We start from the raw sequence: 23,245 nt of genomic DNA on the forward strand, positions 1-23,245 counted from the left end.
AGTCCTTACCGCGATGCGGATCCCGCCGCCTGGCTGCTCTTGTTCGCGGTCTTGTCAGTCTTACGCTGGTCTTTGTTGCCGCCGCGATTGCCGCCATGCAACTCGTCGGAAGATTGAGCGGTCTTGCCGTCTTCCAAATTAGTGGCCATGCGCAAAGCTCCCTACATCCGGCCTGCCTAACCAGAAAGTCGGTGAGATGTTCCGTGCCCGAAGGCAAGGCCGCCTAGTCAGGTGCCGAAGGCAAACGTGTCAGTACCACCCGATGAGGCGCTGTTCGGCAGTCAGCGGCTGAACAGGCGAGGTGCGATCGAACAGACGAAGGCATCGAACTGCTGCGAGGCCGAGGATTGCATGTAGTGGCCGAGGCTGTCTGATCGCCAAAAGCTCTCGCGGCAGAGCTGGCCGATGTTCAGGTCGCGTCTTCGCAGGTCCCTATAGCCAGAGCGCAACGCCGCCCGGACCGTCCCCATAGGCGAACTCCTCGCACCCCTCGTCGACGATTTCTCGCCCGGGATTCCGCCTCAGTGGCGAAAGGACTCGTTCGTCGCGCACACCGCGGCGGGCGATGTGCGCCTCGACCATGCGGTGCCTGGCGTGCCGGTAGTCTGGGATGGCTCCTCGATAGCCTTAAAAAGACGGCAGGCTTAGTCGTCCTGCCTGCGCTTGTGGTGCTCGCTCTCCTGGTTTTCGCCGCGGATCATCTGGCGATCGTCCTTGTCGGTCAATTCCACGCCCTCGTCGCGTAGATTGGCGCCGTCTTGCCGCGCCTCGCGCTCCTGCTTGGTTCTCTTCAGCTCATCCTCGGCATTGAAATCGTCGCCGGCATTGCTGGTGTTCTCGCGCTTTTCGATGATGCGCAGCTGCTGCTCGTGGGTCTTCCGGCCGGCCATGGCAAGGCGCCTCCTACTTGTTCGTGCGTCCGGTCTGGTCAGGATTGATGCCGCCCTGAGGCGTGACATCGTTCTCGACATCGCCTTCGAACGTATTGTCCCCATCGAGAGCATCGTTCTCGTCGAGCATATCGCCGCCCTTGACCGCGCCCTTCGAGGTGCCGATTCCCGGGTTGTCTCGCAGATCCTTGTCCGTGGGCTGTTTAGTCTTGGGGTGTTGGTTGGTCATGGAATTTCTCAGCGCTGGTTGAGCTTGGACGAACGACGGTCCTGGCGCTGTCCAACTTCAACGTGGAGAAAATGTTCCGGAACATATTCGCTTGTCAGGTGCGCGTAAGCGGCCAGGCGGCCGCCGTCTCGGCTAGCGAAACTCCAGGCATGCCACATTACATCCCATTCCGAGGCGAATTGGCAGGCTAAAGTGAAAATCGAGACGGTCGAAAGCTTGCAAGGAGTGGGTGCTCTGTTCCGGTGGCGATCTCGGTTGCAAGCAGTTCGCCGGCAATCAAGCCAAGTGTTGCGCCGCTGTGGCTGAAGGCGACGTAATACCCCTCGATCTCCCGCAACTGGCCGAAGACCGGCTCGCCGTCTCCGGGGATCGGCTTGGGCCCGACACCGTAGCTCTCCAGTTCCAATTTCGGATGACCGTCGAGAACATTCGACGCTTCGTCGAGAAGCCCCTGGATGGTCGATGCTTTTACGCGATAAGTCCCGTCCGGATTGACTACCACCTCTTCTTCCGACCAGGCAGAATCGAGCGCGAGGGCGCCATCAGGCGTCGGCCGGATGGCGACGCGCGGCGTGTTGAGCACGGCGCGTAGCGGCAAGTCGACTGGCTTGGTCCTGACCAGCAGCGCGATCGGTGTCCCATCGGCAATACGCTGACCGGCCACTGCGACCATTCGCGGCACATCCGCACCGGTCGCCAGAAGCACCGCGTTGGCGGCGAAGCTGATCCCGCTGGTGGTGGTGACGCCGGTGGCGCGGCCGTTGGCGACGGTGACGGTAGCGCGTCCGGCCTCGGTGACCACCTGGCCGCCCCGCTCCACGAATTCCGCGATCAATATTTCAATCAGCGACGGCAGGTCGACCCAGCCCTCGCCCGGGTTGAAGATCGCGCCTTGAGGCGTGACAGCGCTTGCGCAGACACCCGGCGCGACCAACCTTATGGCGTCCGCGGACAGATGCTGCGCATCATAGCCGAGACGTTTTTCGTGAGCGAAGACATCGGCGATCTCGTTTGAGGCATCGTCCGCATCCCACGTCAGGCCACCGTCGAAACGCAGCCAGGCGGCATCCGGGCATCGCGCCGACAAACTGCGGTAGCGGTCGATACCGATCATGCGCAGGCGATGATATTCAGCCGAGCGCCTGCGCGCCGAATTGATCCAGGCGAGCGAGCGACCGGAAGCTCCCTTGGCGAGCGGTCCATCATTGACCAGCACGGTCTCGATGCCGAGCCTTGCAAGATGAACGGCCGAGGAGACGCCAAAAATGCCGCCGCCGACAACAACGACCTTGGAAACCTGATGTGATGCAGCCATGAGATATCTTTCACTGGTGGAGGTTGGTTTGGGCGGCCGTCTTGAAGGCTCATGCGTGATCAAAGCACTTCGGCAAGGAAGTGCTTCAGACGCGGGCTTTTCGGCGTGTCGAAAATCGCGGCAGGCGTGCCGGCCTCGATGATGCGGCCTTCATCCATGAAGACGACCTGATCGGCGACCTTGCGGGCGAAGCCCATTTCATGCGTCACCACGACCATTGTCATGCCGCGCCGGCCGAGATCCGCCATGAGGTTGAGCACACCCTTCACCAGTTCTGGATCGAGTGCGCTCGTTACCTCATCGAACAAGATGACCTCCGGGTCCATCGCCAATGCACGAGCGATTGCCACACGCTGCTGCTGGCCACCGGAAAGGCTCCCTGGACGATGGTGTTTGCGGGTCGCAAGCCCGACGTCGGCAAGGCGCGCCTCGGCGATGCGCTCAGCTTCCTGTACAGGGAGCCCCTTTACCTTGGTCAGCGACAGCATGACGTTTTCGAGCGCGGTGTGGTCGGGAAACAGATTGAACTGCTGGAAAACCATGCCGACACGCCGGCGCAGTTTTTCAGGCTTCATCGCCAGGATGCTCGCACCATCGAGCAACACCTCACCGCCCTTGGGCTCGACCAGGCGGTTGAGGCAGCGCAGCAGGGTCGACTTGCCCGAACCTGATGGGCCGATCACGCATGTGACCGTGCCAGGCTTGACTGCCAGGCTGACGCCTTTGAGAACATCGACGTCGCCATAGGCCATGTCGAGATCGGTAATGGCGAGACTGCCGCCCTTGAAGCGGGGCAGCGCTGAGCGGGCATCAGAGCCGGCCTCCGAAAGTGCACTGCCGGTGGCGCCCTCCAGTTCGCTCACTTCGGCCAGGCCGCTGATGACGAGGCCGGCCTTTTGCTTTCCGACCCGCAGCGAGTTGTCGATGTAGTTGACCACATGGGTCAACGGCACGGTGATGACGAGATAGAACACGCCGGCCAGAAGCAATGGCGAGAGGTTTCCGGTGACCACTGCCTGGTCCTGGCCGACACGGAAGATCTCGCGCTCCGAGGCGAGCAGACCGAGGAAGTAGACAAGGCTTGAATCCTTGACGTTGCCGATGAACTGGTTGACGAGGGCCGGCAAGACGCGGCGGATGCCTTGCGGGATCACGATCAGGCGCATGCCTTGGCCGTAGCTCATGCTGAGCGCCCTGCAGGCCTCCATCTGCCCGCGCTCGACGCTCTGGATGCCCGAGCGGAAGATTTCGCCGATATAGGCGCCGGCGATCAGGCTCAGCGCAAGAATGCCGAGCGGAAAGGGCGAAGGGCCGAAGATTTCACGGCCGATGCGGGCAAAGCCCTGGCCTATCAGCAGGATGGTGACGATCGCCGGCAGCCCACGGAATATATCCGTGTAGACCCGCGCCGGAATGCGCAGCCAGCGCGATTGCGAGATGCCCATGACCGCCAGGATCATGCCGAGGATGACACCCAGCACCGTCGACGCGGCGGCGAGGATCAACGTGTTCTTCAATCCGATGGTGATCATGCTGGGCAGCACGTCCGCCATGGCCTGCCAGTCGAGGAAACTGCGCCGCAGGTTTTCGAGCCAGTTCATTCGCCCCCCTTTCGGTTGCGCTATTCACATCGTCCGCATCAAGGACGGCGGCGTAATCCGGCCGCCGGCATGAGAGCCAGCGGCCGGGTACGGTCTACTTCTTGGGAAGATACTGGTCGGGCATCGGCGAGCCGGGGAACCACTTTTCATAAAGCGTTTTCCAGGTGCCGTCCTGCATGGCCGCGTGAAGGGCGGTGTTCAGCGCATTGCGGAGCTTGTCGTTGCCCTTGCGCAGGACGAAGCCGGCCGGCGCGTCAAAGGAAGGAATATTGACCGCGATCTTCAGGTTCGGATAGCGAACGCCATAGTCCTTGGCAGCCTCGTAATCGAGGAAGTGGGCATCCACGGTTCCGTTGTTAAGCGCCGAAACGGCGGAGTTGTTGTCGGGGAATTTGACGAGATCGGTTCCGACAAAATTCTTCGCCGCGTAGATTTCCTGGAGCGTGCCTTGCACGACGCCGAGACGTTTGCCCTTGAGCCCGTCCGCCGACGTGATCGCCTTGTCGGCAGTAAGCACGGACAGATAGCCTGCGATATACCCGTCGGAAAAGTCGACGGTCTTCTTGCGTGCTTCCGTCGTGCCGATTGCCGCGACCGCGACATCGAAACGCTCGTTTGCAACCGAAGGCATCAGCGCCGAGAATTCCTGGCCGGTGAAGATCACCTGGTCGGGCTTGAAGCCAAGGCGGCTCGCGACGTTGCGGAACAATTCGATGTCGAAGCCGGTGAACGACCCATCGGCCTGGGTGAAAGCGTAGGGTTTGGCATCGCCCATGGTTCCGACGCTGATGACCTTCGCATCAATGAGGCCATAGGGATTGTCATCCGCGGCGGCCGCTCCTGAAACCAGCCCGGCGCCGACGCACATCGCCATAAGAGCCATTGCGCCGGTTCTGACCGGGCACATCAACGACTTGAGAATTTCTTTCCTGCTCATGTCTTTCTCCACTCTGAAGGTCTGTTCTTGTTGGTATTTCCGTCGAGCCGCCATCTGGCGCGCCGACATGCCCTTGCCGAAATCACGGTCCGTCACGCCTCTCGGCTCCACTCCTTTTAAAGAGACCGGTCTCATATTGCGTGAGACCGGTCTCTTTGTTAATCGTTATCGCCACGTTGACCTCCCGTCAACAACTCTTGTAGTCGTCATCCGATGAAAAGAACCGCCCCCAAGACCCCGTCGATAACGGTCAGCGACGTCGCCCGCGCGGCCAATGTTTCGAAAGCGACAGCCGCGCGCGTGCTCGGCGGATACGGCGTCGTCAGCGAAATGATCCGCGCGGAAGTCATGGCCGCGGCCAAGGCCTTGGACTATCGTGCGAACGAGCTCGCCCGCAGCATGACGACCGGCCGCTCCGGCATCATCGGCGTGGTTGTCGGCGACATCGAGAACCCGTTCTTCAGCCTCGCGGTACGCGGCATCAGCGACGCGGCAAAGGCAGCCGGGTTCAACGTCATCCTGGCCAATTCCGGCGAGAAGATCGAGGCGGAAAAGGCGGCCGTGAAACTGCTCATCGGCAAGCGCGTCGACGGGCTGATCGTCACGCCGTCGGAATCGCGCGACATCGCGCACCTGCGCGATATCCACCGCTCGGGCCGACCGCTTGCCCTGCTGGATAGGGCGCTGGCAGATCTGGATGTCGATACGGTCACGACCGACGATCGCGGCATCGCCATGCTGGCGACCCGCTTTCTAGCGGATGCCGGCCACCGCAACATCGCCTATGTAACCGCGGTCGACGCCGAAGGGCACGAGTACCGGGATCTCGGGCAGATCTACACCTCGTCGGTCCGTGAGCGCATCGACGGTTTCCTCACCGTGTGCCGAGAGGCCGGACTTGATCGGCCAGAACGCTATGTTCGCCTTGGCGCGACAAGCCCCACCGAAACGCGCAGGGTTGCCGGCGAGATGCTGTCGGCGCCGGATCGGCCGACGGCGATCCTCGCCTCCGACAGCGTCATTGCGCTGGAGATCTTCAAGGTGACCCGCGAGCGCGGCCTGCGGGTTCCCGACGACATTTCGCTCATCACTTTCCATGATGCGGACTGGACGAGCGTCACCACGCCGCCCATCACCGTTATCGACCAGCCCGTCTACGCGCTTGGCAAGAGCGTCGCGGAATTGCTCATCCGACGATTGAAGGGAGATTCCCGCCCGGCGGAAAGGCTCGTTTTGCCGACCGCCATCATTGCACGCGGATCCGTTGGCCCGCCCTCAAATGGAAAGCCGCAAGTGCGCCAAGCATAGGCGTGACGGCGGTACGGCCCACATGAATACGTTAGAACAAGGTCGACGCACTCCGCTTTAAGAATGTACGTCAATGAAGCCCAGCAAACACCCTGATCGCAATGCCGCGTCCACCGTCATCGGGACGGCACGTGCCGGCTCATGGTTTGAAGAGCGTGACGATGAGCCAGATGCCCGGCTAATTCTTGCGCCTGCCTGGCTTCAGGGCCGCCACAAGATTGGTGATCCTGCCCGCCTTGCGGTTGCGGATCTCGGCCTCGTTCTTGCGGCCCACCGCCGCGCGGACAAGTCTGGCGCCGAGATAACGCAAAGGCTCGGGCGGCAGCGACATGCGCCGCTTGATGCCGACCAGACCGCTTTCGCTCCAGCGATCCTTTCGCTCGAGCACCAGGCTCGCCAGAATGCGTCCGGCTATCGGCGTCTGCGCGATGCCGGTGCCGTTGAATCCCATGCCGTAGAAGATATTGGGATGATCGCGCAGGTGGTCGAAGACAGGAACGTGTTCAGGCACGCAGTCGATCGGCCCCGACCAGTCATATTCGATCGCCACACCGCGCAGCGACGGGTAGACCCGATGCAGCTCTCGCATATTGTCGCGGCCGTGCTCCGGGCTGCGGTTGAAGCTGGCGCCGAAATTTCCACTGAAGGCGACGTTGCCGCTGCCACGACCGAAGACCACCCTGCCCCCGATGGTGCGCTGGTAGTAGAGCACCTGGGCCTGGGAATCGCAGATCGAGGCACCGTCGCGCCAACCGATGCTGTCGAGCAGTTCGGGAACGGCGGCAGTGGCAATCACCTCGCTGCCGACCACATAAAGATGCCGCCGCAGTTCCGGCAGCGCGGAAAGCCAGGCGTTGGCGGCAAGCACGATTTTGTCGGCCTGTACCGCGCCATGCGCCGTGCGCACCGTGCACGTCATGCCGGGTTCGATGGCGAGGACCGGGCTGCGCTCGTGGATGATGACGCCGCGTGCCAGTGCCAGCTTGCGCAATCCGATGGCAAGTTTGGCGGGATGGACCGTGCCGGCAGTGGTCTCGACGACGCCGACATAGGAGGCCGATGAACCGGTGCGGCGTTGAATGTCCTCGGCTGTCAGCGGGCTGAAACGGTTTTCTCCAACAGCCGCCGTCAAGGCCACGGCGGTCTCCCAAGCGCCTTCCTGCGCAATGGAGCTTGCTGTCCACAACCATCCGTCCAGCCTCAGGTCCATGTCTATGGTGCCGTTTTGCTGCAGCGTCTTCAGCTCCGCGATCGATGCCACCGTGTCGGCGCACAGCAGGCGCGCTTCCTCGAGACCGACGACCGCACTGATCTGGTCGATTTCGGCGAACCATGAATGGACCTGACCGCCGTTGCGCCCCGAGGCCCCCGATCCGCACAGATCGGCTTCAAGGATCACCACCCGCGTTTGCGGCGCCAGTTCAAGGATCCGCAGCGCGGTCCACAGACCGGTATAGCCGCCACCGACGATCACCACGTCGGCGCGCTCGTCGCCTCGCAATGGCTCGGTCGCAGGGGCGGCAGCAATGTCCTGCAGCCAAAACGACCGGTCAGATGCAAGCGCGACCGCAGGCTGCCGCAAACGAAGTGTACTCACGCTTGGGCTCCCTGCGCATCGACAATGAAGCTGGCATATTTGGCTGGCAGCCAATCGGGTATCGGACGCGGTCTCTGGGGAAACCCGCCAAGATGGGTGCAGGTCTGCGCCGCCGCGATCGACGCCCTGTGCAATGCCTCCAGGGCGCCGAGGCCGCCGAAATGGAAGCCGGCGAGGAAAGTGGCAATGAAACTGTCGCCGGCGCCACACGTATCCACGACGTCGACAAGCGTCGCCGGCGCATGCACGACATTCGTGCCATCGTCGAAGTAGGAGCCGCGTCGACCACAGGTCAAAACTACCTGCCTTGCGCCGGCCGCCCTGAGCGCGCCCAGCGATGGCTCGATGGGAACATCGACATCGTCCGGTCCGGACGCAAACAAAAGCGGGACACCGTCGAGCGGCAGCGCCATATGGGCGGTCGATAGATCGATGCTGAACGGCACATGGTCCGCCACCAATCGTTGGACAAGGTGCTTGTTGGCGTTGGTGCCGAGATGCACCCAGTCGGCCGCGGCGATGACCGCATAGTGCGCGGGCAGCGGCATGAAGTTTTCGCCCACACCGAAGGATTCGTGCAGGAACTTCCGGTCGCCGGATTCATCGCGCAGCAAGGTGACGGCCGTATCGCCGGGACGCCGTTCGACGTCGTCGGGGGATAGGCCGGCGGCTGCCAGCTCAGCAAGCACCACGTCGCCTTCGGGATCGTTCCCGACGGCGCCGAAATAGCGCGCGGACCAGCCGTTGCGCCGCCATTGCGCCGCGACATTCAAGGCGTTGCCGCCCACCGTCATCAAGTTGTTGGTCAAATAGGCATCAAGGCAATTGTCCCCGACCGCGATAAGCTTCTTCGACGTCATGCCGGCACCGTTGCGCAATTGAGGTATGGCGCGATGGCGCCAAGGCAGCGTGTCCAGGCTTTTACGGGATCGAGCGCGTAGGAGCCGTTGCCGAACGGCTCGAAGGTGAACTTTCCGGCATAGCCCAGGCGCGCGAGCTCGCTGACATAGTGGCCGAGCGGCAGCGTACCATCCCCCCACACCAGATGCCCGCCTGGTGTGCCGTCGACCAGATGGACATGCGCCAGCCGCGAGCCGAACAGGTCGACATAGCCGGCCACGGTGTCGCCGGCCGTGGCCATGGCGACAGTGTCGAGCACGACGTCGATGTTTTCAGCGCCCACCTCGTCCAGCATTTGGCGCAGGCCTGCCGCATCATTGACGAGGTTGCTCTCGAACCGCTGCAACGGCTCGAGCAGGCAGCGCACCCCGTTTGCGGCGGCGCGCCGGGCGATCTCGCCGATCGAACCGACCGCGCGGTCCCATGCCGGTTGCCGGGGTTCGCTCTCGTAGCCCCGGCCGGGCGTCAGGAAGAGATAGCGGGCGCCAAGCGCCGCGCAGATGTCGGCTGCACGGCAAAACCGCTCGATGCTGTCCTGGCGCAGTGCGGCGTCGCCGGAGGCGATGTTGATTGGATACAACACCTGCTCAGGCGTAAAGCACCAGGCCGACAGCTCGTTGTCGGCGAGTACCCGGCGAACGGATTCGACACGTGCGTCCGTGGCGTGGAACAGGTCCAGATGCTGGGCAATCCCCCACAGCTCGATCTCGAGCAGGCCAAAGCCTCGGATCGTCCTGGCGACCTCATCGAAGGGGAAGTGCTGGAAGCTGAAATTGGCTCCGATCAGCTGATGAGCAGCGAGCTGCGGCATGAAGGCTCCTTTCGGGAATTGTTATTTGCCGATGCCTTCGGCCAAGCCGCGGATGAAGTAGCGTTGTGCGGCAAAGAACACGATCACGATAGGCAGCGCCGAGATCGTCATGGCCGCGAACACCACGGCATAGTTGGTCCCGTGGGTTGCCATGATCGACGTCAATCCGACCGGCAGCGTCTGCACATCCGAGCCGCTCGTGAAGATCATGGCGAAGAGATATTCGTTCCAGGCGAACAGGACGTGCAGGATGACGCAGGAAATGATGATCGGCCGGCACAGCGGCAAGGTGATGCGCCAGAAGATCTGACCCTCGCTGGCGCCATCCATCGTCGCCGCCTCGTCGATGTCTTCAGGCAGATCCAGCATGTAGGCGCGGATGAGGAAGGTGGTGAACGGCACACGGAACGCCGTGTAGAGAATGATCAGCGCCCAGTAGGTGTTGTAGAGACCGAGCGCCTGCAACATCTTCACCAGTGGAATGATCGCCACGGTGGGGCTCAGCATCAAGCCGCCCAGAACGATGGCAATAACCAGCGGCTTTGCCGACATCTTGGTGCGGGTCAGGCCGAAGGCCGTCCAGGCGCTGATCAGGACGGTGCATATGGCCGAAGCGACGGTCACCAGCACCGAGACTGTCACGTAGCCACGCACGCCCTGGTTCCATGCCTGCATGTAATTGTTCCACGACCAATGGGTGGGCAGGGCGAAGGGATCGCCGAAGATCTGCGCATTGTCCTTGAAGCCGCTCAGCGCCATCCAGATCAGCGGATAGATGACGACGACACCAAGGCAGACCAGGAACGAATAGAGCAATGTCCTGGCGATGACCGACCACACATTCACGTTCCGGCTGCGACCGGCTGCGACCATCGCACTCATTGCTGCACCCGGCGGCGCTTGGTGTACCAGAGCTGTGCCGCACCTGTGAGCATGGTCAACATGAAGATGACGGCGGCGATCGCCGCGCCATAGCCGAAATTGTCCTCGATGAAGGCCTTCTGGTAGAGCCACGTGCCCAGCACCTGGCTGCTGTTGTTAGGCCCGCCTGCGGTCATCACCATAACCTCGTTGAACACCTGGAACGCGCCCGTGATGGTGACGATGATCATCAACCCCGTCATTTCCCGGGTGAGCGGAAAGGTGATGCTCCACAGGCGGCGAAGCGGACCCGCGCCGTCGATCGTTGCGGCATCGTAGAGGTCGCGCGGGATCTTCTGGATGGCAATGGCGAACAGCAGCGTCGAATAGCCAAAACCCTGCCATTGGCTCATGGCGATGATGGCATAGATGGCGGTGTGCTCATTGCCGAGCCAAGGCATGACGAGCTGGCTCAGTCCAACACGGCTGAGCGCGGCATCCAGCAAGCCGATCTGCGGCTGGTAGATGAAATAAAACAGCAGGCCGGTCACCGTGATCGAGATTGCCGACGGCACGAAATAGACGGCGCGCCACAGCCGGCGCCAGCTTTCGCTTTTCAGGTCCTCGATAATGGCCGCCAGCAGGAACGCGCCGAAGACCTGGAAGATGACGGAGATGAGAGCGTAGAGGCAGTTGTTCCACAGCGCCAGCAGCACGACCGGGTCATGCAGCAGCCGGTCGTAGTTGGCGAGGCCGACATTGGTGACCTCGCCGGTGTAGATGTCCTGGTCGGTGGTGCTGACGATGAAATTGTCGACGATCGGATAATAGACGAACCAGCCGATGAGGATGAGCGCGATCGCCGCCCATCGCAACGACAACAGGTTGGCGAAGCAGGCCCGCCGGCTCTTTGGCCGTTGCGGCCTGGCGACGCCGATGTCGGCGCCGCTGTCCACTGTGTCCGAGGCCCTTGCCATGCTCGCCTGCTTTATTTGGCCGCGGATGCGGCTTTGCGCACCTCGTCCATCACTTGCTCGGGCGTCATCGAGCCGCCCGCCAGCGCCTGCAGGCTGGACAGCCAGACGGCGGCGACGCGCGGTGGGTTGGCCGTATCCAGCCAGGGCATGAGGTATGAGGCGGCGTTGATATCCTTGAGGCCATCGACCACAGCCGCGCTCATGTTCGATTCCGAGGCGCCGCCGATGGTGGCGCTCGGCTGGCCATAGGGTGGCGCAGACAGCACCTGCGCATTTTCCTTCGAAGTCACGAACTTCATGAAATCGATCGCCAGCGGGATGTTCTTCGATGCCGCATTGATCATGTAGCCCTCCGGCGCGCCCTCGATCGACTTGGCGTCACCCTTGGCGCCGGCGGGCACCGGCAGCCGGAAGAATCCGAAATCGGCGGGCTTTAACGCCGACTCCGGCGTGGCGGCCTGATCGAACTCGATGATCTCCTGGTAGTACATGGCCGACTGCGCGTTGGTGAAGGCCTGGAGAGCCGAGGCATAGGATGTGCCGTTGACGCCGGCGCCATCGGTGCAGCGCTCGACAAGCTGGCTGAACTGCTTGAGTGCTGCGATATAGCCTGGGTCGGTGTATTGGGCGGTGGCCGGATCGAAGTCGCGTTCCAGCGTTCCCTGCGGCACGTTGTAGGCGAGCAGCTGGCCTGCAAAGTGGATTGCCGGCCAGGCCTCCTTGTTGCCGAAGGAGATCGGTGTCACGCCGGATTTGCGGAGGGCGTCGCAGCTGGTCAGCAATTCCTCGAAAGTGCCCGGTGCCTTGAGGCTGAGCTTGGCGAAGATCTGCTTGTTGTAGCCCATGAACTTGGCATCCTGGTAAAGCGGAATGCCATAGAACTTGCCGTTGTATTGGAACGCCTTGACGGCGGCTGGAGACAGCGACTTGCCCCACTCGGTATCGGCAGCAATGACGGGTGTGAGATCAACGGCGCGATTGCCGCGCACGAAATTGCCACCCCAGCTGCCTGTCCAGGAGAAATAGATATCGGGCAGCGAGTTGGAAGCGACCAGCGTCTTGGTCTTGCCCTTCACGCTGTCGTCGCTCTCCTGGATAAGTTCGACCTTCACATCCGGATGGAGCTTCTCATAGGCCTGTGCCAGGTTGACGAAATAGGGCGACAGCTGTTGCAGCCCGAACTTCGTCAGGACCGAAAGCGTGCCGGTGTATTCCACCTTGGCGTTTGGGTCGGCCGTGACAGCCGGCGAAGCGGCGGAACTGCCGCTTATCGACAGCCCCAATGATGATACCGCGGCCACCGTGACCGCCACGACTTGCAGCGAACGTTTCATGGATAGCTCCTTCAGAGGTAAGAGGGGATCAATATTCCACGCGTTTGTAGTAGCGACGGGTGGTCAGCGGGTGGTTGCGCAGCACCTCAAGATGGGCGCTCAGCCGCTCGAGCAAGGTGGCGAGCAGAACCGGCGAGATCATGCCGCGGACCTTTGCGGAGATGCCCGGCAACTTGACCGAGGCCGCGTCCAGCGTGCGAACGCGGTCCGTGTAGCGCCTGGCGAAGTTCTCGACCCGGTCGGCCAGGGGCCGAAGGGCATCTTCGCCCTTGAACACGAAAACGCTGACGCCCGGCTCGACCAACTCGAGCGTACCGTGGAAGAAGTCGGCGGCGTGCACCGGGCGGGTGCGAATCCACTGCATCTCTTCGAGGATGCACATGCCGTAATAGTGTGCCTCCGGCCACACCGAGCCGGCGCCGGTGAAGATGTGATAGGTATCGTCCTTGATTGTCTGGGCCAGTTCGGCCGCCCTGTCCTCAAAGGCAGCCTTGGCGTCGGCAAGCAGATCCGGCAGCAGTTTGAGTTCGGCGACAGTGCCATCAAAATCATCATATTCGCCGCGCTCTTCCAGCAGGGCCAGGACGATCAGCAGCGTCTGCAGGTAGAAGGATTCCGACGAGGTGTCGTCTTCGGCGAAGTTCGTGAAATTGTGGTCAGCCTCCCGTGCGATTGGCGTATCCGAATGGCCGGTGAGCGAAATCGTGCGCACACCACGTTTTTTCAGAAAGGCCATGAGCTCGACGCCTTCCTTGGTCGTGCCCGACAAGGACGGGATGACCACGACGGCCTTGCTGTCGAGACCGGCGGGCGGATCGATCACGACCTGCGCCGGATAGGCACCGCTCACCGGGAAGGTGGAACAGCGCTGCGCCAACTCGATCGCGGGCGAGGTTAGAAGCTGCACGCCGCCGGTGCCCATGAAAAACAGCCGCTCGACGCCATCTGCCAGCAGTGTGCGCATCAGTGAGCGAACCTCACCTGCGACGGCGACGGCCCCGCTTTGGATCTTCACGAAGCGGTCCCTATCGAAGTTCAGCATGACGTTTTCCTTGTATTTCGCGTGTGACAGGCCTCTAGCCCGCCTTAGGCGTCGGTGGGCCGTCTAGCTCGTTTTCCGATGTGAGATCGATCTCACAAGCGATAATGGACACGCAATTTCGCCAATGGCAAGTCCTTTAGACGAAATTCTCCGAAATCGAGGGGTTTGCTCTTTAGCGCACAGCGCGCCGGGCAACCGATCCGCGTACGATCAAGCGGGTCTGAAATCGGGTACGGCGCGGTGCAACCTTTTTGCCGGCAAGCCGCTCCAGCAGATATCTAGCGGCGAGCGGTCCGATCTCGGAGATGGGTTGCGCCACGACCGTTATCTGCGGATCGGTGAACGTGGCGAGGTTGAAGTCATCGAAGCCAACCACCGACACGTCATGCGGAATCGAGAGCCCCATTGAACGCAGGCCAAGAAGCGCGCCTTGCGTCATGAGGCTGTCCACCGTGAACAGTGCGGTGGGGCGATTGCGCCGGCTGAACAGGCGGATCGTGGCTTCGATGGCGTGCTCGACGGTCGAGCGCGATACGCCGATGAGCGCTTCATCGATTGCGATCCCATGCGAGTGGAGCGAGTTTTCGTAGCCAGCCAAGCGTTCCTGTGCCGTAAAGATGCGTGACTCGTCGCGCAGAAGACCGATCCGGTGGTGACCGTTGCCAACCAGATAGTCCACTGCCTCGCGCGCCCCGCCCTCGTTGTCGACGACGACGCTGTCGCATTGCAGGTCCTTTACAACGCGGTCGATGAGCACGATCGGTGCGCCTTCGCGGGCCAGTTGCACAATATGCTGGCTGTCGGTTGCAGACGTTGGGGCAAGGATGAAGCCGCGAATGCTGAGCGAGCGAAGGCTCTCAAGCAGTTCTTTTTCCTGTTCTACATTCTCCTCGCTGCTGGCAATCAGAAGATTGTGGCGGTGCTTGCGCAGTTCCACCTCTATGTCGTGCGCGATTCGGGCGAAGAACGGATTCTGGATATCGCCGGGCACGAAGCCTATGATCGGCAATTGTCCGCTGCGCAGCGCCTGCGCGACGAGGTTGGCCCGATAGCCCAGCCTTTCGGCTGCCTCAACCACGCGGAGCGCCGTCTCGTCGCCAACGTAACCATAGCTGTTGAGCGCCCGGGCGGCCGTGGCGCGCGACACCTTAGCCGCTGCGGCAACGTCCTTTAGTGTAATTCCTTTCTGGGCCACAGGTAACCGTCCTTCTTGGATCTGAACATTGCGTCAGATCATCCTCGGCTCGTCTTGCCGGCATCGTTGTGCGGCATATCGGACGATTCTCAAACTACGAACATAGCTTTCGCAACTCCTTGCCACCTAATCGAGATACGCGCGCTGTTTGGCTATCTGGAAATTTGATCCACGAATGCACCTACATGTTGTGCAGTCAGTTCATTGCCTTGCACTGCCAGCATACGGCAATGAGTTCACGCCATGGTCCAGGCGGCCTCCCTGGCATCGATCATAACACCGATGGAGACGACTAGCCTTGCCGCCAAACTCGTCCAGCGATTGGAGGCGAGCTTTCAAAAAGGTCGAGCCAGACGCTCAAGGCCGGCTGCACGGAGAGCCACAGGCTGGGAGACTCTGAGCAAATCGGGAATCTGAGTCGCTTGCTCTGACCGTCGGCATCATGCTGCTAACCGGTTTTGATCCTCCGGGGCTCCGCATTGGCAATAGCGACGAAAATGCTGTCGAGCAGACCCTTGTCGCGGAAGGAACTTGCCAAGCAAGGGCACCTCGGCCAAGTACGCAAACAACGCCCGGAGACGAAGGCGCATCCGGCAGCACCCTTTTGGGGCCAGATAGAGACTCAGAAACCCAAAGCTTTCATCTTCCCGCTATTGAAACGGAGGACTCGATCGTGACGCGTGCGCCCGACCATCGCCAACGGTGGGCTCCAAACTGATCGAAACTTCTCGTCGACCTTTGCAAGGTGATTGATCATCGGGGAGACCAAAGCCGAAACACTGGGGTTGGTGTCTCCAGTGACGCTGAACGAAGCTTCAGGGAAAATCCCAAATCTGCCGATTTCCCTGGCGCTGTCATTACAACGATCGAGACAATCAGGGAGACCGGACCGGAGGCACGAGAGGCCGCGTCCTTCCGTGGGGTCGCTCCTCCAAACCGTTTGACGCAATTTAGAGATGTTGCCTTGACCCCGCACTAGCGTCTACTGCATCTGCTAGTAGGAGCGTCACGAATGGCGAGAAAGTCTGTCCGACGCAAGTCAACGATTTATGACATCGCGGTGGCGGCAAAGTTGTCCCCGACAGCGGTCAGTCTCGTCCTCAATGGCTCGTGGCAACAGCACCGGATCAAGGCGGAAACCGCAGCGACCATCCTCGATTGGGCTGAGCGGCTTGGCTATGCTGTCAACCTCAAGGCACGAGGATTGCGGCTTTCCCGATCCGGACTCGCTGGAATGATCTTGCCACATTACCGCAATCGCTTCTTCGCCGGATTGGCCGAAGCCTTTGAAGCGGAATCCCGCGTCCACCGCTTGTGCCCGATCGTCGTCAGCACCCATCGCAATCCTGATAACGAGTTGAGTGTGACGGAAACCCTGCTGGCTCAGCAGGTGGAATTTCTCTTCCTTGCGGGCGTTCGTGACCCGGATCCGCTGAATGATCTGTGCCGGGCAGCGGGCGTCCGGTGCATCAACATCGATCTGCCAGGCCGCCGGGCTCCCTCGGTTGTTTCTGACAACTACGGAGGCGCCAAGGCGCTCACAGAGATCATTGTTCAGAAATTGAAAGAACGAGGGGGCTCCACCGAAGATCTCTTCTTCTTTGGCGGGGTCAGCGATGATGACGCAACACGTAGCCGTTTGCTGGGTTTTCACGATGCGCTGGCAGCGCATGGGATTGTTACGGGCCCGGGCACGATTGACTGCTGCGGATACGCACCGACCAACGCTGCTCGGTCTCTCGCTGCACGATACGCTCAGCTTGGGCATCTGCCCTCAGGTATGTTCGTCAACGGCGTGACCGCTCTTGAAGGAACGTTGCGGTTCACTTCGACGCTAGCCTCAAGTGAGCTTGGACGGGTTGTTGTCGGAAGCTTCGACTGGGATCCATTCGCGGCGCATTTGCCCTTCGATGTGACCATGGTCCGACAGAATGTCGAGGTGATGATTGCTGAAGGATTTTCGCTTCTGGAGAATTATTCGATAGACCACTTTCCGCTGGTGACCGTACCGACCAGCTTTGGGCGAACCGGAGAGCATGACGGCGCCCAAGAAGATTGGGATTCGGCATCCAAATCGAGCATCGACCACTAGCAATTCTTTGTCGCAAGACATCGTTGCAGAAGTTCAACTCCGTTCATCAGCACCTCGGATCTGGGTAGCACCGCCTCAACCCAAGGCTGGCGGGGGATCGCATGTCGTTTCCACGGGTGCAGCCTGAGTGCGAAAGGGCGGATCGTTTACATCAATCGACAAATGTTTTTAGACGCCGGTGGCGTGACCGCCTTGCTAAATCTATTTAGCACCTTGACCGGCCGGCGTTCAAAGTCTTTTATGGCGCGTTCTGGGAGGAATGCGGCGCCGAGTGCGTCAATGCCGTCGGGCACAAAGGGGTGGGCCAAACAAAGCCGACATGGGCAATAGGCAACCCAAAAACTCGTCAATCAGGGAGGAATTAAATGTTAGCAAAAACTATACTCGCGGCAGCGTTCGGCGCAGCCCTTTCGGTCGCCACAATGAATGCTGCGCTGGCAAAGGACGTCAAGGTTGGAGTCGTCGTGAAGATCGGCGGCATTCCCTGGTTCAATGCCATGGAAACGGGAATAAAGGAAAAGTCGAAAGAGCTTGGCGACGACGGCTTCATGGTCGGGCCGACCAGCGCCGACCCGGCACTTCAGGTCCGCGCGATCGAAGACCTCATAGCTCAGGGCGTCAGCGTAATTGGCGTCGTGCCGAATGATGCAAACGTTCTCGAGCCGGTTCTAAAAAAGGCGCGCGACACGGGCATCAAGGTCATAACTCATGAATCGCCGGACCAGGTGAACGCTGATTGGGACTTCGAAATGGTCTCGGCCGTTGGTTTCGGTGAGGCCCATGCCAAGCTATTTGCCGAGAAAATGGGCGGCAAAGGCAAGTACGTGGTGTACGTGGGTTCTCTTACCGTGCCCGCACACAATGCCTGGGCCGATGCTGCAATCGCCTACCTGAAGAAGAACTTTCCCGACATGCAGATGGTTGGCGACAGATATGGCGTGGCCGAAAGCGCCGATGACAGCCGGAAGACGGCTCTGGATGTGCTTGCCGCCAATCCTGACCTCGGCGGCTTCCTGACGTTCGGCAGTCAGGGACCGATCGGCGCCGGACGCGCGATCGAGGAGCAGAAGCTTGGTGACAAGGTGGTTCTTGTCGGTTCATTCTCGCCTAGTCAAGGCAGCGCAATGCTCAAGTCCGGCATTATTGACGGCGGCTATATGTGGAATCCTCTGGAAGCGGGCAAAGTATTCGTAACGATGGCTGATTTTCTGGCGGGCGGCGGTGAAATCACCGACGGCATGACGATCGAAGGTCTGGGTGTCGTTCACCCTGACTTCAAAACCGGCACCATCATCGTGGACGCTGTGCAGCCTATCACGGTCGAAACGGTCGATGGTCTTGCAGCCCTAGGGCTTTAGATGGCGGACCATGGCTGGCGTGCCGGGGTGGCAGATCAATCCCGGCACGCCCCATCCTTGTCATTTCAGAAGGGCCCGCCGTGAACCTCGTCGCGTCTACGACGCAGGACCTCCCATCGGTTCTGTCGTTTAGCAACATAAGCGTCACATTTGGTGGCGTTAGAGCCCTCCAGGATGTCGCCTTCGAGGTTCTCCCGGGTGAAGTGCAATGCATCGCCGGTGAGAACGGCAGCGGCAAGAGCACCCTGATCAAGGTAATCACCGGCGTTTGTCAGCCGCTAGCCGGCGCAAACATGTCGATCGCCGGAAAGTCTGTCGACATCATGTCGCCGGCTGCGGCGCGCAGCGCCGGGGTGGAAGTCATCTGGCAGGACCTCGCACTGTTTCCTGAAATGACAGTCGCGGAAAATATCGGGATCAGAACTGTCCTCGGCAACATGCCTCGGCTCGTCGATCATTCGCGCATTCGCGAGGTGGCGCGAGGGCTGTTGGCGCGGCTTGGCGCCGACCTCGATGTCGACGCGCCTCTGCGTAGCTTTGCAATCGCCCAACGTCAGATCGTCGCCATCGCCCGGGCGCTCGCCGGCGATGCGAAGGTTATTTTCATGGACGAGCCCACATCGTCGCTTACTCAATCGGAAACAGACCGGTTGCTCGCGATCGTTCGAACACTCTCGAATGAAGGCATGGCCATCGTCTTCGTCAGCCATCGCCTTGCAGAAGTTCTGGAGATCTCAAGTCGCGTCACCGTTCTGCGCGACGGTAAGGTCGTTGGGGTGTTCCCGACCGCCGGAATGACCCAATCACGCCTCACCGAACTGATGACCGGCAAGACGTTCGACCAAACCGTGAGCACGAGAAACCTTAGTGGATCACCCGTCGTGTTGAAGATCGATCGATTGACCCGCGCAGGCGACTATGACGACGTTTCGCTGACAATACGGCGAGGTGAAACGCTTGGCCTGACCGGGCTACTCGGCGCCGGTCGCACAGAACTCGCGCTTTCTATTTTCGGCATGCTGCGCCCAGACCGCGGCAGCATCGCACTCAACGGGACGGTTCTTCATCTGAACTCCAACCGCGACGCAATCCGCGCGGGTATTGGATATCTCTCCGAAGACCGCTTGTCCCTTGGTCTCATACAAGCTCAGTCCATCGCCGACAACGCCGTTATCCCGGTGCTCGACAAGATCCTTGATCGAGGGCTGATCTCCTCGGAGAAGAAGGACGCGCTCGTCAATCATTGGATCGAGGAATTGGCGATAAAAGTCGGGCGGCAGACCGATGCGATTTCCACGCTCTCGGGCGGCAACCAGCAAAGGGTGGCCATCGCCAAATGGCTGGCGGTCGGCCTGAAACTGATCATTCTCGATTCGCCAACCGTGGGGGTGGACGTTGGCGCGCGGGCCGGCATCTTCGAGATTGTCGCCAAGCTCGCTGCCGAAGGCCTGGCGATTCTGCTGATATCCGATGAAGTGCCGGAGGTCTATTTCAACGCCGATCGTATCCTTCATATGGCTGCGGGCAAGATAGTCGCCGAATACGATCCGCACGCCATCCCGCTCGGCGACCTGGAAGCTGCCGTCTATGCGTAACCGCGGCAAGCTCTTCCGGGCTCATCCCACCGAGACATGGCTCGTTGTGGTTCTTCTCATCATGAGCGCAGGTCTCTCCGTTGCGAGCGACAAATTCTTCACCATTGCCAATCTCTTCAATCTGCTCAACACAAGCTCGACAAATCTGATCTTCGCGGTTGGGCTGCTGGTGGTGTTGATCGCTGGGGGCATCGACATCTCCTTCGCTGTGGCCGCGTCAGTGGTTCAATACGTTGTGGCGCTGGCTCTAGCCCAAATGGGAGGTGGTGATTGGTTCATCGGCCTCACCTTGGCGGCAATTGTCGGGATCGCCCTGGGTGCGGTGAACGCCGGCCTCATCTACTATTTCCAGATCATTTCAATCGTTGTCACCATCGCCACCTTCAATATTTTTTTCGGCCTTCTGATGTTCTTCACGCACGGTGTATCGATCTACAATCTGCCTGCATGGTGGACGCATCGCACTGTGCTTTTCGAGTTCCAACAGGCGAATGGCAATTGGGCCGAGCTAACACTGCCGGTTGCGATCATGGCGGTCTGCGTCGCCGCCACCTGGGGGCTTATCCGGTATACCACCACGGGACGGCAGCTATACGCTTTTGGCGATAACCCGGAGGGCGCCCGTCGCCTCGGTATCAACATCGCGGCGATGCACTTCATTGCCTTCGGCTGGCTTGGTTTGATGGCCGGGATCGCGGGACTTGTGCAGGTGCACTATTCCCAGGAAATCGTGCCCAACGCATTGGTGGGGCGCGAGCTGGACGTGCTGGCAGCTGTTGTCCTTGGCGGTGCCAGGCTGGGTGGCGGGCGCGGCACCGTGCTCGGTTGCATCCTTGGCGTGTTTCTTGTGTCGGTGACGCAAAACGGGCTGAACCTCCTCGGCATCTCTCCCTATGCTTTCAAGATGATCGTCGGGGCGATCATCTTGATTGCCATCACGCTGTCCAACGCGCCGCTCGGGCATATCCTCGCGGGCTTGCGGCAGAGGATGGGTACATGACGCAGCGCGTGCTCGAAACTGGAGCGCTACGGCACGGATTCTTGCGCCGTCTTGCCGGCACGTTGGGCGCCGAGAATATCGGACTTTTGCTGGCATTGATTTTGGTGATTGCATTCTTCGGATCTCTCTCGCCGCGATTCCTGTCCAAAGCTACCTTTGAATCGGTGGCCTTCCAGTTGCCTGAACTTGGACTGCTTACGCTCGCGATGTTGATGCCGATCATCTCGGGCGGCATCAATCTCGCCGTGACGTTCACGGCCAATCTCTGTGGCCTCACGCTCGCCTGGGTTCTTCAGGCCAACGGAGGACCGGACGCAAGCATCTATGCCTTTCTACTCGGTTCCGTTCTTGCGGTCGGTGTTGGCACGGCAAGCGGCTTGGTCATGGGCCCGGTGATAGCCTATACCGGCGCGCACCCCATCCTCGTTTCGCTCTCGGTGATGATTTTCCTGCGCGGCCTTGGCGAGTTTCTGACCCGCGGCGCCGATATTTCGGGCTTTCCCGAATTCATCCAGCCCCTGGGCCACGGCAGCATCGTCGGCATTCCTGTCCCGCTGCTGATACTGCTCGGCGCAGTCATCGTCTGGCATGTTTTGATGACCCGAACCAGGCTTGGCTTTTCAAACTATATGGTCGGCTCCAACATCGAGGCGACGCGCTATTCCGGCATCTCGACGCGACGCGTGATCATTCTGATCTACGCGCTGTCTGGCGCCATGTGTGCGTTGGCCGGCATTATCATGATGGCACGATTCAATTCCGTCCGTGTCGGCCATGGCGAGTCCTATGTGCTGATTACGGTGCTTGCCTGCTTTTTGGGCGGGGTGAATCCGTTTGGCGGCTTCGGCAAGGTCGTTTCGGTCTTCCTAGCCCTCATCGTTTTGCAGTTGCTTTCTTCGGGACTGAATCTCTTGGGCGCCAGCCAGCACCTGGCCACAGCCATTTGGGGCATCATGCTGATCGGCGTCATGATCTTGCGGTGGGCTGCCGGGCAGCTCAATTTCATGAGGATAACACGATGAAGGGTTTTGGCGTTCATACGAGCATGTGGACGAGTGGTTGGTCCGTAGAGGGCGCCGAGCACACTGTAGCGGCGGTGAAAAAATACGATCTCGATTTCATTGAAATTTCGCTGGCCGATCCATTTTCTTGCGATGCCGATCACACCCGCAAGCTGCTGGCGGCAAATGGCATGCAGGCGGTGTGCTCGCTAGGGTTGCCCGAATATGCGTGGGCATCGCGCCACCCACAGGAGGCGATTGACTTTCTCAAGGTGGCTATCGACAAGACGGCCGACATCGGGGCCCAGGCGCTATGCGGCGTAATCTATGGCGGCATCGGCGAGCGTACTGGCGTGCCACCTACGCAGGACGAACTTGATAACATTGCAAAAGTGATGACGTCCGCCGCCGCGCAAGCCAAGTCTCGCGGCATCGAACTCGGTGTCGAAGCCGTGAACCGCTACGAGAACCACATCATCAACACCGCGACTCAGGCGGTGGCTTTGATCGAACGAGTGGGCGCCGACAATATGTTCGTGCACCTTGATACCTACCACATGAATATCGAGGAAAAGGGCATGGGCAACGGCATTATCACCGCCCGCGATTACCTCAAATATATCCATCTCTCCGAGTCTGATCGCGGCACCCCGGGCGAGGGCAATTGCAATTGGGATGAGACGTTCGCGACGCTGGCCGCGATCGGCTTCAAGGGCGGGCTCGCGATGGAGAGCTTCATCAACATGGATCCGCGTCTGGCGTTTGGCCTTAGCGTGTGGCGTCCGGTGGCCGAGAGTGAAGCGGTTGTGATGGGCAACGGTCTGCCGTTCTTGCGCAACAAGGCACGGCAGTACGGGCTGATCGCATAAGTTACATCACCATGCGAGATCGAAACTCGGCACATCATGAGCCAACTGCATCGACACTGCGGCGACTGCCTTCGAAGCAGGAGCCGCTCGAGAGGCAATATTGCGGCGTTTTAGATCCCGGCCTTCGGCTACCCCCCGGGCGCAAGCAGCCAACCGGTCGGCGATCGCAACTGCCGCGAACATCTATTTCACCGGCTCGGGCATCGCAGCCCTACCTTCGGCGGCCGCGAGCCGGCTCCGACCCGCTCACCGAACTCGATGGCGACGCCCTCACCGACCGCGGTCACGGTGCCCGAGAGTTCATGCCCCATGATGCGCGGATAGGCCAGGTAG

At 60.7% G+C, this 23,245-nt stretch carries 23 protein-coding genes; 7 read left to right on the forward strand and 16 right to left on the reverse strand.

All coding sequences use genetic code 11. The features are described 5' to 3' along the window. Window positions 1-5: 5 nt before the first annotated feature. From NLY43_RS10130 to NLY43_RS10160, 7 genes are all read right to left on the reverse strand, one after another. Window positions 6-149: a hypothetical protein gene (locus NLY43_RS10130; protein WP_023686882.1), complete on the reverse strand. Its 144-nt coding sequence runs from the start codon at window positions 147-149 to the stop codon at window positions 6-8. 132 nt (window positions 150-281) lie between these two features. Continuing rightward, window positions 282-470, reverse strand: coding sequence for a hypothetical protein (locus NLY43_RS10135; RefSeq protein ID WP_023707234.1), 189 nt, complete (start codon window positions 468-470; stop codon window positions 282-284). Between the two features lie 174 nt (window positions 471-644). Next, window positions 645-890 (reverse strand): hypothetical protein, encoded by a 246-nt coding sequence (locus tag NLY43_RS10140; RefSeq protein ID WP_023667758.1) that lies wholly within the window; start codon window positions 888-890, stop codon window positions 645-647. A 13-nt stretch (window positions 891-903) separates the two neighbouring features. Then, window positions 904-1,119: a hypothetical protein gene (locus NLY43_RS10145; RefSeq protein ID WP_023667757.1), complete on the reverse strand. Its 216-nt coding sequence runs from the start codon at window positions 1,117-1,119 to the stop codon at window positions 904-906. Window positions 1,120-1,306: 187 nt separating this feature from the next. Next, the gene (locus tag NLY43_RS10150; RefSeq protein ID WP_023710086.1) at window positions 1,307-2,434 is read right to left on the reverse strand and encodes an NAD(P)/FAD-dependent oxidoreductase; all 1,128 of its coding nucleotides are present in this window, start codon (window positions 2,432-2,434) and stop codon (window positions 1,307-1,309) included. A 59-nt stretch (window positions 2,435-2,493) separates the two neighbouring features. Beyond that, on the reverse strand, window positions 2,494-4,035 hold the full coding sequence (locus NLY43_RS10155) for an amino acid ABC transporter permease/ATP-binding protein (protein WP_023710087.1): 1,542 nt from the start codon (window positions 4,033-4,035) through the stop codon (window positions 2,494-2,496). 94 nt (window positions 4,036-4,129) lie between these two features. After that, on the reverse strand, window positions 4,130-4,972 hold the full coding sequence (locus NLY43_RS10160) for an ABC transporter substrate-binding protein (protein WP_023692311.1): 843 nt from the start codon (window positions 4,970-4,972) through the stop codon (window positions 4,130-4,132). Between the two features lie 213 nt (window positions 4,973-5,185). Between NLY43_RS10160 and NLY43_RS10165 the strand changes: the two genes are divergently transcribed. Further along, complete coding sequence (locus NLY43_RS10165) at window positions 5,186-6,280, forward strand: LacI family DNA-binding transcriptional regulator (protein WP_023682773.1); 1,095 nt, start codon at window positions 5,186-5,188, stop codon at window positions 6,278-6,280. Window positions 6,281-6,458: 178 nt separating this feature from the next. Here NLY43_RS10165 and NLY43_RS10170 read toward each other — a convergent pair whose 3' ends face one another. The 8 genes from NLY43_RS10170 to NLY43_RS10205 form a co-directional block, all read right to left on the reverse strand. Beyond that, window positions 6,459-7,931, reverse strand: coding sequence for an NAD(P)/FAD-dependent oxidoreductase (locus NLY43_RS10170; protein WP_245263935.1), 1,473 nt, complete (start codon window positions 7,929-7,931; stop codon window positions 6,459-6,461). Further along, on the reverse strand, window positions 7,874-8,737 hold the full coding sequence (locus NLY43_RS10175) for a PfkB family carbohydrate kinase (protein WP_023710089.1): 864 nt from the start codon (window positions 8,735-8,737) through the stop codon (window positions 7,874-7,876). The genes NLY43_RS10170 and NLY43_RS10175 overlap by 58 nt, the downstream gene beginning before the upstream one ends. Continuing rightward, on the reverse strand, window positions 8,734-9,588 hold the full coding sequence (locus NLY43_RS10180) for a sugar phosphate isomerase/epimerase family protein (protein WP_023710090.1): 855 nt from the start codon (window positions 9,586-9,588) through the stop codon (window positions 8,734-8,736). Before NLY43_RS10180 ends, NLY43_RS10175 begins: the two co-directional genes overlap by 4 nt. A gap of 21 nt (window positions 9,589-9,609) precedes the next feature. Further along, a complete protein-coding gene (locus NLY43_RS10185; protein WP_023710091.1) occupies window positions 9,610-10,470 on the reverse strand; it encodes a carbohydrate ABC transporter permease in 861 nt (286 codons plus the stop codon). Then, complete coding sequence (locus tag NLY43_RS10190; protein WP_023710092.1) at window positions 10,467-11,426, reverse strand: carbohydrate ABC transporter permease; 960 nt, start codon at window positions 11,424-11,426, stop codon at window positions 10,467-10,469. The genes NLY43_RS10185 and NLY43_RS10190 overlap by 4 nt, the downstream gene beginning before the upstream one ends. Window positions 11,427-11,437: 11 nt before the next feature. After that, window positions 11,438-12,760 (reverse strand): ABC transporter substrate-binding protein, encoded by a 1,323-nt coding sequence (locus tag NLY43_RS10195; protein WP_023710093.1) that lies wholly within the window; start codon window positions 12,758-12,760, stop codon window positions 11,438-11,440. 28 nt (window positions 12,761-12,788) lie between these two features. After that, window positions 12,789-13,802 carry an SIS domain-containing protein gene (locus tag NLY43_RS10200; RefSeq protein ID WP_023710094.1) on the reverse strand — a complete coding sequence of 338 codons (1,014 nt, stop codon included), beginning with the start codon at window positions 13,800-13,802 and terminating at the stop codon, window positions 12,789-12,791. Window positions 13,803-13,974: 172 nt separating this feature from the next. After that, entirely contained in the window at window positions 13,975-14,997 is a 1,023-nt protein-coding gene (locus tag NLY43_RS10205; protein WP_023667745.1) for a LacI family DNA-binding transcriptional regulator, read from the reverse strand. A gap of 1,012 nt (window positions 14,998-16,009) precedes the next feature. On the opposite strand from NLY43_RS10205, the gene NLY43_RS10210 reads away from it, so the two are divergent. The 6 genes from NLY43_RS10210 (at window position 16,010) to NLY43_RS10235 (ending at window position 22,912) form a co-directional block, all read left to right on the forward strand. Beyond that, a complete protein-coding gene (locus NLY43_RS10210; protein ID WP_023667744.1) occupies window positions 16,010-17,089 on the forward strand; it encodes a LacI family DNA-binding transcriptional regulator in 1,080 nt (359 codons plus the stop codon). A 365-nt stretch (window positions 17,090-17,454) separates the two neighbouring features. Further along, a complete protein-coding gene (locus NLY43_RS10215) occupies window positions 17,455-18,447 on the forward strand; it encodes a substrate-binding domain-containing protein (RefSeq protein ID WP_023704355.1) in 993 nt (330 codons plus the stop codon). Window positions 18,448-18,527: 80 nt separating this feature from the next. Next, entirely contained in the window at window positions 18,528-20,042 is a 1,515-nt protein-coding gene (locus NLY43_RS10220) for a sugar ABC transporter ATP-binding protein (RefSeq protein ID WP_023704356.1), read from the forward strand. Continuing rightward, window positions 20,035-21,042 carry an ABC transporter permease gene (locus NLY43_RS10225; RefSeq protein ID WP_023681803.1) on the forward strand — a complete coding sequence of 336 codons (1,008 nt, stop codon included), beginning with the start codon at window positions 20,035-20,037 and terminating at the stop codon, window positions 21,040-21,042. The genes NLY43_RS10220 and NLY43_RS10225 overlap by 8 nt, the downstream gene beginning before the upstream one ends. After that, the gene (locus NLY43_RS10230; RefSeq protein ID WP_023667740.1) at window positions 21,039-22,064 is read left to right on the forward strand and encodes an ABC transporter permease; all 1,026 of its coding nucleotides are present in this window, start codon (window positions 21,039-21,041) and stop codon (window positions 22,062-22,064) included. Before NLY43_RS10225 ends, NLY43_RS10230 begins: the two co-directional genes overlap by 4 nt. Beyond that, entirely contained in the window at window positions 22,061-22,912 is an 852-nt protein-coding gene (locus tag NLY43_RS10235) for a sugar phosphate isomerase/epimerase family protein (protein WP_023710095.1), read from the forward strand. Before NLY43_RS10230 ends, NLY43_RS10235 begins: the two co-directional genes overlap by 4 nt. A 188-nt stretch (window positions 22,913-23,100) precedes the next feature. Here NLY43_RS10235 and NLY43_RS32715 read toward each other — a convergent pair whose 3' ends face one another. After that, entirely contained in the window at window positions 23,101-23,241 is a 141-nt protein-coding gene (locus NLY43_RS32715) for an alcohol dehydrogenase catalytic domain-containing protein (protein WP_502882174.1), read from the reverse strand. Between the last annotated feature and the right edge of the window lie 4 nt (window positions 23,242-23,245).

Origin of the sequence: Mesorhizobium sp. C416B, from assembly GCF_030323165.1 — a bacterium.
Taxonomy (GTDB): domain Bacteria; phylum Pseudomonadota; class Alphaproteobacteria; order Rhizobiales; family Rhizobiaceae; genus Mesorhizobium.